The sequence below is a fragment of the Ensifer oleiphilus genome (genome assembly GCF_013371465.1).
Lineage (GTDB): Bacteria > Pseudomonadota > Alphaproteobacteria > Rhizobiales > Rhizobiaceae > Ensifer > Ensifer oleiphilus.
Window position 1 is genome coordinate 1 of record NZ_JABWDU010000006.1, and the last position, 14,589, is coordinate 14,589.

Consider the following 14,589-nt stretch of genomic DNA (forward strand, 5'->3'; position numbering starts at 1 on the left):
CTAAAGGACAGTCGGACCGGAATACTTTGGTCTCCACTGTTCTCAGACCTTAGTCGGAGCAAGATTTCGCATGCCGACGTCGCGTGAATGTCTGCAGCGCTTTGGTGCCCGGCCCGGGCGGCCATGCCAGCCCCACAGGTCCTTCCGCCGTCGGAGAATTTACCGTAACCATTTGATTGACTACAGAATTCCCTTGCATCAATTCCGGCTTTTGGCGTCTTTTGACGCACGATGCCGGAATTGGCGGAGGCATTTTTAAGGAATAGAGCATATAAGATCGCAGAAACGCGATCGGACAAGTCTCATGGATGCCGCCGGGAACAACACCGAAATGGCCAAGCGCAACTTTCCGCTGAACCTGAGCAGTTCAGCCACTCTGCAAAAGCTGGCGTCGGCATTCCAACGGCTCCGGCTTGAAGTTCGCTTCATCATCATCGCCTCGTTTATCGTCGTGGCGTTGATGATCGCGCTCGCGATCTGGACGACAAACCGCCTGGAGCGAACCGTGTTCAACAGCGTCGGCTCGCTCGGCGCCGCCTATCTTCAGACGTTCGTTGCGCCGCTGATCTCCGAGGAAGACATCAAGCGTGGCGTCCTTCCGCCCTTCGTAGAAGAGAAGCTGAAGCAGCTTCTGGGCACCAGCGCTCTCGGTCAGCACGTGCACGAACTGAAAATCTGGAGCCCCGACGGGGCCCTGATGTATTCGACGTCAGGCAAGCTCATCGACGAAGAGGTTGTCTTTGACGAGTTGCAGCGCGCCTTGACGGGAGAAATCGTCGTTTCTCGCACGATGATCCAGAAGCATGAATATACCGGCGAAGAGCAGCGCGGCATGTACATCGAGGTCTACGCACCGCTTGTGCGCAATGAGGCAGGCAAGGTGCTGCTGGTCGGCGAATTCTACGAGCGCCCCGATTTCCTGGTCGGTGAGTTGTCGACCGCCTGGCGCGAAACGGTCAGTATCGTTCTTCTCGTTTCGGTGCCGATGCTGGCGCTGCTGTTCCTGATCGTGCGCAGCGGCAGCCTGCTCATCGATCGGCAACACGCCGCCATCCGCCACAGTCTTGGACGGGCACTTGAACTGTCCAACCAGAACCGTCGGCTGCGGGCAGCTGCGGAGACAGCCCGGCTCGAGGCCGGCAAGCTCAATGAGATGATCCTCGACCAGATCGGGTCCGATCTGCACGACGGTCCGGTCCAACTGCTGACATTGCTCAAGCTGAAACTCAGCGACATGGCCTCGACGAGCGGCGGCCAAACAGCAGCAGCCGTCAAGTCGCAGGAAATCGACAGGCTGGTCAGCACGGTTACGACGGTGCTTGAAGATTTGAGGAACATTTCCTCCGATCTCGTGCTGCCGGAACTCGACGACATGTCAGTGAACGACACGATCCTGCTTGCCGTCAGGCGGCATGTGGATCTCATAGGTCGCGATGTCGATGTGGTCGGGCTGATCGCATCGCAGAAGGTAGATGCACACCTGAACATCTGCGTCTATCGCTTCATCCAGGAAGCGTTGATGAACAGCGAACGACATGCGCCGGGCAACCGCCAGCATCTGCGCTACGGCACGCGCCACAACCGGCTGTTCATCACCGTGGCCGATGTGGGCGACGCACCATCGACACCAGCGGCCCCGCGCAGCACCGGACGCACCGGGCTCGGGACCATCACGCAGAAACGCCGCATTCGCGCCTTTGGCGGCCGCATGCGCATGATCCGCCGGCCAAACGGCATGGTGGTGACCGCGGTTCTGCCGCTCGATCACAGCGGCGGCCCGTTCGATCGTCCATAGATTTCAATGATGCTTCGCAGGCAGGAGGCCAACCGAAACGGCGAGAACGCCGCATTCGCGCGAGATTCGGCATTCTGGGCGGCTACGGTATCACGCCTCAAGTCGAATTCGAATTGAGGCTCGAACCGTGCAGCAAGTCTGAAGTGCCACAGCGCCGCACATCATACTTGACGCGCGGCGCTGTGATGTTCGATCGCCTAGTTGATGCGCCGTGACGCACCGCGCTCCGCAGAGCCGTCGGGCAGGACATCCAGGCGCTGCGCTGCCAGCACCACTTCCACACGGTTCCTGACGTCGAGTTTCTGCATCAAGACAGTCATGTAATGTTTGACGGTCTTTTCGCTGATATCAAGACAGGCCGCTATTTCGCGGTTCGTGCTGCCCCGCATGAGATGACGAACGATCTGCTCCTCGCGCAGGCTCAGGCGTCGTTGTGCCTGAGACCGCCGGCGGATTTCCGCTGTTTTCATGGCCATGATGACCTTGGTCGCGAACCCCGCCGTGATGAACGTCTCGCCGTCATAGACGGTGCGTATGGCCTCGTGAAGGTCGCTGGCGCTGCTGCCTTTCAGCACATAGCCAGAGACCCCGTAATTCAGGACTTGTATCGCGGTTTCAATGCTTGAATTTGCGGTGAAGACGATGATCCGCGTGTCTTTGTATTTTTGCGCAACCAGCTCGATAGCCGCAATGGCGTCGCCGGGCATGCTCAAATCGAGCACGAGAACTTGAGGTGAAAATTCTTCAACTATTTTCAAAGCATCGACCGCGTTTTCGCCCTTCGCGACGATCTCGAGGTCACTTTTTCCAGAATATAAACTGACCAGTCCTTCCAAAAGGATCGGATGGTCGTCAACAAATGCAACTGATATCGACATGGTCGTTGCTCTCCCTCCGCAACGAACATGCTAGTTCATCAGGTTCGCGTTTAAAAGAACACACTTAACTTCTAGTTAATTTAGAAAGTGAACGGATACCGTGGTGACACGAACAGAGATACGGGTGGTACGTCTGAAACACAGCCGAAATATTCGCGTTTTGATCTAAGAAATGAGACAAGCACTCTTTAGACGGGAAGCTGCAAAAACCAGACTATTACAATATTTACAATTGCTTATGCGGCCAAAGGGTCACTCAGCTGGGCGCAACCCGGGACGCGGGAAGCGCGAGGCGGCGTTTTCTGGAGCATCTCGGTACATTTTAAGTAACGCCAGAATATTAGCCCAAAAATGTTTGCCGTCGTCGCCAAAGATCACCCGAAAGTACTACGGATTTTAACCTTCTTGCACGGCACTGACAGAATGATGCCGCCGGTTTCAGTGTTAAAACCCTAGAACTTCATGCCGGGCACAACCAAGGGATTGTCCGAAAGCGCCTGGGCATCGGGACGATCGATTCGCGGTTTGCCGGTGAAGGCATCGAAAAGGTCGTGCACGAACGCTTCGCTCAGCCCCTTGGTGATCAAGACCATGCGTGTCCGCCGATCGACCGGATCCGGCCAGGCAGACAGCCGCTCCGGGGTATGAAAGACGTTCTGCACGCCGTGAAGCACCAGCGGTCGCTCCGGGTTGTCGGAAACGGAGACGATCGCCTTCATCCGCAACAGCTTTTCGCCATGGGCCGAGCGTAGCAGATCGATGAACATGTCGAGCGCCATCGGCTCGATCGGCCGGTCATGCGTGATGCTGAACGAACGAATGTCTTGACCATGTCGGGTCACATCGTGGTGGTGGTGGTGATGATGATCGCCGTCAGGATGATGGTGCACGTGGTGTTCGTGATCATGGTGGTGGTGGTCGTGATCCGCCTCGTCCTGCAGCCAGCGGCCAACATCGGCAATCTTCGAGGCGGGATCGTAGAGGCCGCAGGCAAAGAGCGCGCCCTTCCCGGCCTCGGGGCTGTCACCGTCGACGAACGGCGCACGCGGATTGAGCGCTCGCAGGCGCGACCGCAGTTCTTCCAACTGCGCCTGATCGGCGAGCCCGGCCTTGCTGATCACGATGCGATCGGCGACCGCGACCTGCTTCAGCGCTTCCTCGTGGTTGGCAAGCGTCTGCAGGCCATTGACCGCATCGACCACCGTCACCACGCCGTCGAGACGGAAGCTCTGGGCGATCACCGGATTGCCGATCACCGACTGCAGCACCGGCGCCGGGTCGGCAAGCCCGGTCGTTTCGATGACGACACGCTTCAGCGGCTTGATGCGCCCTGTCTGCATCCGGTCCATGAGGTCGGCAAGCGTGTCCACCAGTTCGCCGCGCACCGTGCAGCACAGGCAGCCGTCGGAAAGCTCGATGACGCCATCGCTCGAGGCTTCCACCAGGAGGTGATCGATCGAGACATCGCCGAATTCGTTGATGATGACGGCCGTGTCCGAGAGGTCCGGGTCCTTCAGAAGGCGGTTCAAAAGCGTCGTTTTGCCCGCACCGAGAAATCCGGTCAGGATCGAGACCGGCACCGCCGGCAGTGGGCTAACCATGGAAAACTCCGATCAGAGGCTCGGCCGCGGCACCGGGATCGGCACATTGGCGACGTCGCCCTGGCCGGCCGGATCCGCGCCGGCCTTGGCCAGCTTGTCGCCGCTGCCGGGAATAAGGCCGGCAAAGGCCAGCTTCAGCGGGCGGTTGATCTCGTGGATGAACGGCGAAAGCAGCTTCTGCCGTCCGGCTTCGTCGCGGCCTTCGCTGCGCACCTTGGCAGCGGCCTGCGAGCAGATCTGCTTGCTGACGTCGGCAACCAGGTCGCGCGTTTCGCCATAGGGCGCGATCTGTACCAGTGAGGGCTTGGCCGCGCCCGAGGTCGTCAGTGCCGTCTGCAACAGGCGCGCGGATTCGTCGGCACGGGCGCCGAGGCTGTCTTCGCCAAGCACGACGGAAACGACGCTTCGGCCGTCGCGCGTCGCCGAGGAGACCTGATTGAAACCGGATGCGCAGATGAAGCCGGTCTTCATGCCGTCTGCGCCTTCGAATCGGCCGATCAGCATGTTGTAGTTCGGATAGTCCTTCTTGCCGGTGGTAAAGCCTTCCAGCGAGAAATAGGACGCGTATTCGGGAAACTCACGCTTGAGCGTGATCGCCAGCACCGCAAGGTCGCGCGCAGTGGTGTACTGGCCGGGCCCCGGTAGACCGTTGGCATTGATGAAATGCGACGACGTCATGCCGATGCGGCGCGCCTCCGAATTCATCCGGTCGATAAAGGCGGGCTCGGAGCCGCCGACGGTTTCGGCGATTGCCACCGCCACGTCGTTGGCCGACTTCACCAGCATCATTTTCAGGGCGCTGTCGAGCGTCATGGCCTGGCCGGGCTTGTAGAACATCTTGCTCGGCGGCTCAGAGGCGGCGTTCTTGGTCATCACGACCGGGCTCGTCAGCGCCAGCTGTCCCGATTTGATCGCCCGGAAGGTGGTATAGGCCGTCATCAGCTTGGTCAGCGATGCCGGATACCACTTCTGGAAGATATCCTGGTGCTCGTAAACCTTCAGCGTATTGACGTCGACGACGAGCCGCGGATTGGCAAATGCCGGCATTGCCATGAGAAGGCTCGCGCAGGCACCAGCCACGACACCCACCGCCTTTGCCTTGCCACGCATGAAAAATCCTGCTGTCACTACCATAGACCTCGAAATTCCGCTGTTGCCTCGTCTCGTTCGGCTATTTAGCCTATATGGCGAGGAGATGGCAAAGCCCATTCATTGGCTGCCGCGCCAATCCACCGCAGATAGATGTGATCGAACAGACCGACAGGACGTATCTCATGCCGATTCTCAACCGTGCCGCCGAACTGCAGAACGAAGTCACCGAATGGCGGCGCCATCTGCACAAGAACCCCGAGCTCCTGTTCGCGGTGGAAAATACGGCAGCCTTCGTCGAAAATAAACTGAAGGAATTTGGCGTTGACGAAATCGTGACTGGCCTTGGCCAGACGGGCGTCGTCGGCCTCATCAAGGGCAATCTCGGTCCCGGCCGCACCATCGGCCTTCGCGCCGACATGGACGCGCTGCCCATCACCGAGACCACCGGCAAGCCCTGGGCGTCGCAAACATCCGGCAAGATGCACGCTTGCGGCCATGACGGCCACACGGCCATGCTGCTTGGCGCGGCCAAGTATCTTGCCGAGACCCGCAACTTTGCCGGCAGCGTCGCCGTGATCTTCCAGCCGGCCGAAGAAGGCGGCGGCGGCGGCAACGAGATGGTCAAGGACGGCATGATGGAGCGGTTCGACATCGCGGAAGTCTACGGCATGCACAACATGCCGGGCATGCCCGTCGGCCATTTCGGCAGCCGCGTCGGCGCGATCATGGCCTCGACCGACGAATTCACCATCACCATCAAGGGCCGCGGCGGCCATGCAGCCCAGCCGCACAAGACGATCGACCCGATTGTCATCGGCACCCAGATCGTGACCGCTCTGCAGACGATCGCGTCGAGAACGGTCGATCCGCTCGCATCCGTCGTCGTTTCGGTCACCACGTTCAACGCCGGCTTCGCCCACAACGTCATTCCCGAAGAGGCTGTGCTCGGCGGCACCGTGCGCACGCTGAAGCCGGAAGTGCGCGATATCGGCGAGACCCGCATCCGGCTGATCGCCGAAGGCATCGCCGACGTCTATGGCGCGACCGTCGACGTTTGGTACAGCCGCAATTATCCCGTGACCGTCAACCATGAGGACGAAACCGGCTACGCGCTGAAGGCGGCGGCGGAAATCGCCGGCCAAGGCAACATCAAGCCGTCGCTTGACCCGATGATGGGTGGCGAAGACTTCTCCTATATGCTGCTCGCCCGCCCGGGCGCGTTCATCTTCATGGGCAACGGCGACACCGCCGGACTGCACCACCCCGCCTATGACTTCAACGACGAAGCGATCCCGCACGGGATCTCCTATTGGGTGAAACTCGCGGAAACGCGACTTGCCGCCTGAGGCGCGGGCGGGAGGCGGCACCATGCATCAGATCGACAAGATAGACCGTAGAATTCTCAACATCCTGCAGGCGGACGGCCGGATCACCAATCTGGAGCTTGCCGATCGCATCGGCCTGTCGCCGACGGCGACCAGCGAAAGGCTGCGCCGACTGTTGAAGGAAGGCTATGTTTCCGGCTTCGGCGCCCGTCTCGATCCGCAGAAGCTCGGCTTCGGCCTGCTCGTCTTCATCGAGGTCATGCTCGACAAGACGACGCCCGATGTCTTCGACCAGTTCGCGATCGCCATCAAGCAGGCACCGGCGGTGCTCGAATGTCACATGGTCGCCGGCGGCTTTGACTATCTCGTCAAGACCCGCTTCGAGGACATGGCCGCCTACCGCAGCTTCCTCGGCCAGGTGCTCTGGACGCTTCCGGGCGTCAAGGAGACCCGCACCTATGCCGTCATGGAAGAGATCAAGAACGACGGGCCGCTGCCGCTCGTCTGAAGAGAAACAAGAATGGTCCCGGGACCCGATGGGATCCCGGGACCATTTCCGACAAGCTTACGCCGCGTCGAGCGAGGCCATGTCGATGACGAAGCGGTAGCGCACGTCGCTTTTGACGACCCGCTCATAGGCTTCGTTGATCTCCTGGATTCTGATCGTTTCGATCTCTGAGACGATGTCGTGCTCGCCGCAGAAATCCAACATTTCCTGGGTTTCCTTGATCGAGCCGATCATCGAGCCGGAAATGCTGCGGCGCGCCGGAACCAGCGCAAAGGCATGGACCGGCACGGCATTTTCCGGAATGCCGACCAGCACGAAATTGCCGTCGACCTTCAAGAGATTGACATAGGCGTTCCAGTCGATCTCGGCTGCAACCGTACAGATGATCAAGTCGAACTGGCCCTGAAGCGTCTTGAAGGTTTCCGGATCGTTGGTGGCGTAATAGTGGTCGGCACCGAGCTTCAGCCCGTCTTCCTTCTTGGAAAGGGTCTGGCTGAGAACGGTAACGTCGGCGCCCATGGCGTGGGCAAGCTTGACGCCCATATGGCCGAGGCCGCCCATGCCAACGATCGCGACCTTCTTGCCGGGACCGGCCTTCCAGTGACGAAGCGGGGAGTAGAGCGTGATGCCGGCGCACAAGAGCGGTGCCGCCGCGTCGAGCGGCAGGTTTTCCGGGATCGACAGCACGTAGCCTTCCTTGACGACGATGCTGTCGGAATAACCGCCCTGGGTCGCGGTCTTGCCGTCGGCTTCGACGCCGTTATAGGTCACGACCAGACCCGGCATGTAATGCTCGAGATCGAGGTCGCGCGTCGCGCAGGTGGTGCAGGAATCGACGAAGCAGCCGACGCCGGCGCGGTCACCCACCTTGAACTTGGTGACCTTGGAGCCGACGGCGGTGACGATGCCCACGATTTCGTGGCCGGGGACCATCGGGAAGGCCGAGTTGCCCCATTCGTTGCGTGCCTGGTGGATGTCGGAGTGGCAGACGCCGCAATATTTGATGTCGATCACCACGTCGTCGTCGCGCGGCTCGCGACGTTCGAAGGTGAAGGGCGTAAGCGGTTTCGACGCGTCGGTCGCCGCATATCCTCTTGCAATGGCCATCAGTCTGTCCTTCAATTTTGGGAGATGCGAAAAGCCGGAGCGTTACCGACAGATCGCAGGCAGGGACTATGCGTTCGCCATCGACAAAAGCGTTATCGTGATCCTGCAAAGTTTTTGCCCGATCCTGCAAGAATGAAAGATGCATAGTGGCAAGTACGCTCCGAAGCGCTATCTGAGCATAGCTTCACGCAATGCTAAGCCGCTGGAAAGACCAAAGAATATGACCGCCACGCGACAGACCGCCAGACAGGACATGATCGACGTCATTGCCCGGATCAGCGGGAAGGACGGAGATCACCGGACTGCAATCCCCGGCTTGAGCATTCATCGCCATTCCGGCGACGCACCGGCCAACTGCGCCGCCTACAAGCCGAGCCTCGCCGTCATCGTCCAGGGCGCCAAGCGCGTGGTTCTCGGCGACGAGACGCTGATCTATGGCGCATCGGATTATCTCTTGACCTCGATCGACCTGCCGGTGCTTTCGCAGGTTTGCAAGGCGTCGATCGAAGAACCCTATCTCAGCTTCGCCTACCAGATCGATACGGCCAAGATCCCGGCATTGCTCGATTTTCTGGCGCAGGGGCCAGTGTCGGCGCCCGCCTCCCCCCGCGGCATGACGGTCAGCAAGATCACGCCCGATCTCGAAGATGCGGCACTTAGGCTCCTGCGCCTGCTCGACCGGCCCGACGACATCCCGGCACTGCTGCCGCTGGTCGAGCAGGAGATCCTCTATCGCCTTGTCACCGGCCCACACGGCCATCGGCTTCGCCAGATGGCAACCGCCGAGAGCCAGCCCCACCAGGTTGGCCGCGCCGTCGCTTGGCTGAAGGAGCACTATTCGCGGCCATTGCGCATCGACGACCTGGCAAGCCGCGTTTCGATGAGCGTCTCGTCTTTGCACCATCATTTCAAGGCGATCACGGCAATGAGCCCGCTTCAGTACCAGAAGCAGTTGCGGCTTCAGGAGGCGCGGCGGCTGATGCTGGAAGAGAGCCTCGATGCGGGCGACGCCGGCCATCAGGTGGGCTACGAGAGCCAGTCGCAGTTCAGCCGCGAATATGCCCGCCACTTCGGCGAGCCGCCGTTGCGCGACATCGGTCGCGTGCGCCGCACACTGGTCGCGCGGTTTGCCGGCGAGGCGGAAATGCTGAGTGAAGGCTGAGGCGACGGGGCTTCTTCCCCTCCCATTACGGCAGGGATATCAGCTTCTTTCGATATCCCGCCTGAGCACGATAGACGTGGTCAGGTCCTCGATATTGTCCATGGTCGCCACTTCGTTGCGCAACTCGTTCAGCGCATTGATGGACCCGACCTCGACCTCGACGACGAGATCGAGCTGGCCGCTGACGGACGAGACCTTGCGCACGGACGAAAAGCCCGCGAGCCGATCGAGCACGCCGATCGATGGCGTGCGCTGCAGGGTAACGAGCAGGAAGGCCTGGATCTGCCCCTCCTCTAGCTGGCCGATATCGGCGCGATAGCCGCGGATGATGCCCGCCTTTTCGAGACGGGTGACCCGCTCCGTCGTAGCACTTCTCGAAAGCCCGATCCGGCCCGCCAACGACTTCATCGGGATGCGCGCCTCCCGTGACAGGATGCTCAAAATCGTCCGGTCGATCGCGTCTGTGTCCTGCATGATTTCCGCCTCCGAGCGCGCCGACAAGATGACGGTTATTATAAACATAATGCCGGTGCAACCGGCATATTGCCGGATGCATGCCTTGGCCGCTCGTGTAACTCTGCCCACAAGACAAAGGGCGCCCAATGAACGACATGCTGAAGACGACACCAGACTTTTCCATCGACCAGGCATCGGCACTGCTGACGGATCACTATGGCCTTTCCGGCACGCTCTCGCTGCTCGCCAGCGAACGCGACCAGAACTTCAAGGTCGAGGCCGCAGACGGCGCCACCTATATCCTGAAGGTCGTCAATGCCGCCGAGCCCGAGATCGAGAGCGACTTCCAGACGGCACTGCTGAGCCACGTCGCAACCTTTGCCGGCGAATTGCCGGTGCCGCACATCGCTCCGACCTTGGCCGGCACCAGCCTTGCCGAAACCACCAGCCAGCACGGCGTGCGCCACCGTCTGCGTCTCGTCAGCTGGGTTTCGGGCCTTCCGCTTGCCGAAACCGGCCGCAGCGCCGCAGCGCTCCAGTCGCTCGGCCGGATGCTCGGTCGCTTCGACGCCTCGCTGAAGGGCTTCATGCATCCGGGCGCGTTGCGCGACCTCGACTGGGACATCCGCAACGCCGGCCGTTCCGCAGACAGGCTCGCCCATATCTCCGACCCCGAAGATCGGGCGCTGCTGGAACGCTTCCTCACCCGCTTTACGCAATCGGTAGCGCCGAGGCTCGCGACATTGCGTTCGGCCGTCATCCACAACGACGCCAACGACTGGAATGTGCTGGTCGACAAATCAGATCATGATCGCATCTCCGGCTTGATCGATTTCGGCGACGCGCTTTATGCGCCTGTCATCGCCGAAGTCGCGATTGCCGCCGCCTACGCCGGGCTCGACCATCCCGATCCGATGGGCGCCACCGCGGCCATCGCTCGCGGCTACCACGCCGAATATCCGCTGCTGGAAGAAGAAGTCGATCTGCTCTTCGACCTCATCGCCATGCGTCTCGTTACCTCGGTCACCATCTCGGCCTCGCGCCGCGCGCACACGGCCGACAACCCCTATCTCGCCATCAGCGAAAAGCCGGCCTGGACGCTGCTGCGCAAGCTTGACCGGATGAACCGTCGCTTCGCCATCGCGATCCTGCGCAAGGCCTGCGGCTTCGAGGCGGCACCCGGCACGCGCGGCGTTACCGCCTGGATCGCCGAAAATCGCAAGACGCTCGCCCCCCTGCTGGAGCGCCCGGCCGCGACCTATCCGGCAGCGCTCGTGCCCTATGGCGATCCCAACCATCCGATGACGGTGAATTCATCAGGCGAACAGCCGGATGAAGCGCAGGCAATCTGGGAAGACCATTGCCGCGAACATGGCATCGCTCTCGGCATCGGCCCTTGGGGCGAAGCCCGCACCGTCTATGCCGGCGAGATGTTCGTCTCGCGGCTGGTCGAGAACACACGTCGCACCCGCCATCTCGGCCTCGACCTGTTCATGGCCGCCGGCACCAAGGTCTTTACGCCGATCGCCGCCACGGTCGTCAGCGTCGAGGTCGAGCAGGACCCGCTCGGCTACGGCTGCCTGATCGCCCTTCGTCACGAACCCGAGGGCTGCCCGCCCTTCGTGTCGCTCTGGGGCCATATGGCCCATGAGGCCATGGGCCGGATCAAGGCCGGCGACCGGCTCGAAGCCGGCGCTCTTGTCGGCGAAATGGGGGCCCCGAAGGAAAACGGCGGCTGGGCGCCGCACCTGCACCTGCAGCTTTCCGTCGATACCAGCCTTTCGGCCACCGAAATCCTCGGCGTCGGCGAGCCGCAATATCTCGACGTCTGGGCTGAACTCTTCCCCGATGCGCGCACCTTCGCCGGCATCGCCGAGGAATTCTACAAGAAGAGCGGTCGCGCGCATGACGAGATCGTCAAGCTGCGCAAGGAATTGCTGCTGCCGAACCTGTCGATCTCCTACGACAAGCCGATCAAGTTCGTGCGCGGCGAAGGCGTCTGGCTGATCGACGACAGCGGCCGCGCTTATCTCGACTGCTTCAACAATGTCTGCCACATCGGCCATGCTCATCCGGCCGTGGTCGAGGCCATGGCAAAGCAGGCAGCCACCCTCAACACCAACACCCGCTACCTGCACGACAACATCGTCGCCTATGCGGAACGGCTGACGGCGACGCTGCCCAAGGAATTGACGGTTGCCGGTTTCGTCAACAGCGGCTCGGAGGCAAACAGCCTAGCGCTGCGCCTGATGCGCGCCCATACCGGCCGCGAAAACGCCATCACGCTCGACTGGTCTTATCACGGTACCACGCAGGAGCTGATCGATATCAGCCCCTACAAGTTCCGTCGCAAGGGCGGCAAGGGCCCGAAGCCGCATGTCCATGTGGCAGCGGTTCCCGACAGCTATCGTGCGCCGGCCGACTGGCCGGCCGAAGAGCACGGCAAGCGCTTTGCCGAAAGCGTCGCCGAACAGATCGCCGTCATGCAGGCAAAGGGCGAAGGCCCCGGCTTCTTCATCGCGGAATCGATCCCGAGCGTCGCCGGCCAGGTGTTCCTGCCGGAAGGCTACTTGAAGGAAGTCTATCGCCTGGTGCGCGAAGCCGGCGGTGTGTGCATCGCCGATGAGGTCCAGGTCGGCTTCGGCCGCGTCGGCAGCCATTGGTGGGCGTTCGAGACGCAAGGCGTGGTGCCCGACATCGTCACCATGGGCAAGCCGATCGGCGACGGTCATCCGCTCGCCGCCGTCGTCACCACCCGCGACGTCACCGACAGCTTCAACAACGGCATGGAGTACTTCAACACCTTCGGCGGAAACCCGGTTTCCTGCGCCGTCGGCCTTGCCGTGCTCGACGTCATCGAAGGACAGGACCTGCGCGGCAACGCGCTTGCCGTCGGCAACTACCTCATCTCCTCCTTCAAGGCGATGCAGGCACGCTACGAGGTGATCGGCGACGTGCGCGGCATGGGGCTCTTTCTCGGCATCGAACTGGTGACCGACCGTAAGACCAAGGCACCCGCCACCGAATTTGCCAGGGCCGTATCCAATGGCGCGCGCCAGCGCGGCGTGCTGATGGGGACCGAAGGACCGCATGACAACGTCTTGAAGATGCGCCCGCCGATGATCTTCTCGAAACGCGACGCCGACCATCTGCTCGCCGTTCTCGAAGAGACTTTTGCGGATGTGAAAAGGAAGCTCGGTTAAAGCACTGCCAGGAAAAGTGCGGAGCGGTTTTCCGTCAGGAAGCGCGTAAACACAAAGACATAGAGCGTTTTTGTGTTCCGTAAATCGGAAACGCTCTAAAGGCCGAGCTCGATACCGCCGAAACGATAGCCAGTTGGCCGGGACGCACACGCGCCCCGGCAGCGAAGATGCATGCCTTCAAAACTGCATAACAAGAGGAGAACAGAACAATGAAATCAGCAATTCTTGCACTTGCGAGTGCTGCCTTTCTCGCTGGAACGGCGGCAAGTGCCGCCACGCTCGACGTCGTCAAGGAACGCGGCGAGCTTCGCTGCGGTGTCAGCCAGGGCGTACTCGGCTTTTCCGCGCCGAACGACAAGGGCGAATGGAGCGGCTTTGACATCGACTTCTGCCGTGCGGTCGCTGCGGCAACGCTCGGCAACCCGGACAAGGTAAAGTACGTCCCGCTGTCGACCAAGGAGCGCTTCACGGCGCTGCAGTCGGGCGAAGTCGATCTGCTTTCGCGCCAGACCACCTGGACGCTGTCGCGCGACAGCGATCTCGGCATGAGCTTCGTCGGCGTCAACTACTATGACGGCCAGGCCTTCATGGTGCGCAACGACCTCGGCGTGAAGAGTGTCAAGGAACTTTCGGGCGCGTCCATCTGCACGGAGACCGGCACGACCACCGAGCAGAACATGGCCGACTACTTCAGCTCCAACAACATTCAGTACCAGGTCATCGCCTTTGAAAAGCCCGACCAGACGATCCAGGCCTTCAATACGGCACGCTGCGACGTCTATTCGACCGATGCCTCGGCGCTCTATGCCCAGCGCCTGACGCTGAACGACCCGGACCGCTTCGTCGTGCTGCCGGAAGTCATCTCCAAGGAGCCGCTTGGACCGGCCGTGCGCCAGGGTGACGAGCAGTGGTTCAAGGTCGTGCGCTGGACATTGTTCGCAATGATCGAAGCCGAAGAACTTGGTATCACCAAGGAGAATGCGACCAAGATGCAGGAAAGCGGCACGGTCGGCCAGAAGCGCTTCCTCGGCATCGACAACGAAGCCGGCAAGGCGCTGGGCCTCGGCCCGACCTGGGCCTTCCAGGCGATCTCCGCCGTCGGCAACTATGGTGAAGTGTTCGAAAAGCACCTCGGCAAGGACAGCGCGCTCAAGATCGACCGTGGCCTCAACAAGCTCTGGAACCAGGGCGGCCTGATGTACGCGCCGCCGGCGCGCTGATCGAAGGCAAATCCGGGGAAGGTCTTTCCCCGGAACTGCGCCAACCAACAGACCAGCCAACCAACTCGCCGCGGCCCTCACCGCGGCGTTTTTCGTTTCGGGCGATCGGTGAGAAGCAGTTGCATTCTGTCGGTCTGCCCGGGGCGAGGCTTTGCGCAGCGCCGCTTGAGGCAGCTTTTCCAATACGGATCCAAGCGGTTCAGCACAAACTCCCGGTTTTGATTTCGCGCCAGACAGCCGAC

Annotated in this window: 11 protein-coding genes; 6 read left to right on the forward strand and 5 right to left on the reverse strand. The window is 61.3% G+C overall.

Annotated features, from left to right (window positions below):
* The first annotated feature begins 304 nt into the window (after positions 1–304).
* Complete coding sequence (locus HT585_RS21410) at positions 305–1,795, forward strand: sensor histidine kinase (RefSeq protein WP_246707837.1); 1,491 nt, start codon at positions 305–307, stop codon at positions 1,793–1,795.
* Positions 1,796–1,992: 197 nt separating this feature from the next.
* Here HT585_RS21410 and HT585_RS21415 read toward each other — a convergent pair whose 3' ends face one another.
* The 3 genes from HT585_RS21415 to HT585_RS21425 form a co-directional block, all read right to left on the reverse strand.
* The gene (locus HT585_RS21415) at positions 1,993–2,673 is read right to left on the reverse strand and encodes a response regulator (protein ID WP_173423536.1); all 681 of its coding nucleotides are present in this window, start codon (positions 2,671–2,673) and stop codon (positions 1,993–1,995) included.
* 452 nt (positions 2,674–3,125) lie between these two features.
* Positions 3,126–4,274: a CobW family GTP-binding protein gene (locus tag HT585_RS21420; protein WP_176354853.1), complete on the reverse strand. Its 1,149-nt coding sequence runs from the start codon at positions 4,272–4,274 to the stop codon at positions 3,126–3,128.
* A 12-nt stretch (positions 4,275–4,286) separates the two neighbouring features.
* Complete coding sequence (locus tag HT585_RS21425) at positions 4,287–5,384, reverse strand: D-alanyl-D-alanine carboxypeptidase family protein (RefSeq protein ID WP_176354854.1); 1,098 nt, start codon at positions 5,382–5,384, stop codon at positions 4,287–4,289.
* Between the two features lie 164 nt (positions 5,385–5,548).
* Here HT585_RS21425 and HT585_RS21430 point away from each other — a divergent pair, with 164 nt between their 5' ends.
* Positions 5,549–6,712, forward strand: a complete 1,164-nt coding sequence (locus HT585_RS21430) for a M20 aminoacylase family protein (RefSeq protein WP_176354855.1) — start codon at positions 5,549–5,551, stop codon at positions 6,710–6,712.
* A gap of 22 nt (positions 6,713–6,734) precedes the next feature.
* A complete protein-coding gene (locus HT585_RS21435) occupies positions 6,735–7,199 on the forward strand; it encodes an Lrp/AsnC ligand binding domain-containing protein (protein ID WP_176354856.1) in 465 nt (154 codons plus the stop codon).
* A gap of 57 nt (positions 7,200–7,256) precedes the next feature.
* Here the strand turns inward: HT585_RS21435 and HT585_RS21440 are convergent, their stop codons facing one another.
* Positions 7,257–8,306 carry an NAD(P)-dependent alcohol dehydrogenase gene (locus HT585_RS21440; RefSeq protein WP_176354857.1) on the reverse strand — a complete coding sequence of 350 codons (1,050 nt, stop codon included), beginning with the start codon at positions 8,304–8,306 and terminating at the stop codon, positions 7,257–7,259.
* A 220-nt stretch (positions 8,307–8,526) separates the two neighbouring features.
* Here HT585_RS21440 and HT585_RS21445 point away from each other — a divergent pair, with 220 nt between their 5' ends.
* On the forward strand, positions 8,527–9,468 hold the full coding sequence (locus HT585_RS21445; protein ID WP_176354858.1) for an AraC family transcriptional regulator: 942 nt from the start codon (positions 8,527–8,529) through the stop codon (positions 9,466–9,468).
* Between the two features lie 39 nt (positions 9,469–9,507).
* Here the strand turns inward: HT585_RS21445 and HT585_RS21450 are convergent, their stop codons facing one another.
* Entirely contained in the window at positions 9,508–9,990 is a 483-nt protein-coding gene (locus HT585_RS21450; RefSeq protein ID WP_176354859.1) for an Lrp/AsnC family transcriptional regulator, read from the reverse strand.
* An 80-nt stretch (positions 9,991–10,070) separates the two neighbouring features.
* Here HT585_RS21450 and HT585_RS21455 point away from each other — a divergent pair, with 80 nt between their 5' ends.
* Positions 10,071–13,127, forward strand: coding sequence for an aminotransferase class III-fold pyridoxal phosphate-dependent enzyme (locus HT585_RS21455; protein WP_176354860.1), 3,057 nt, complete (start codon positions 10,071–10,073; stop codon positions 13,125–13,127).
* Between the two features lie 209 nt (positions 13,128–13,336).
* Complete coding sequence (locus HT585_RS21460; protein WP_176354861.1) at positions 13,337–14,347, forward strand: amino acid ABC transporter substrate-binding protein; 1,011 nt, start codon at positions 13,337–13,339, stop codon at positions 14,345–14,347.
* Positions 14,348–14,589: the final 242 nt, after the last annotated feature.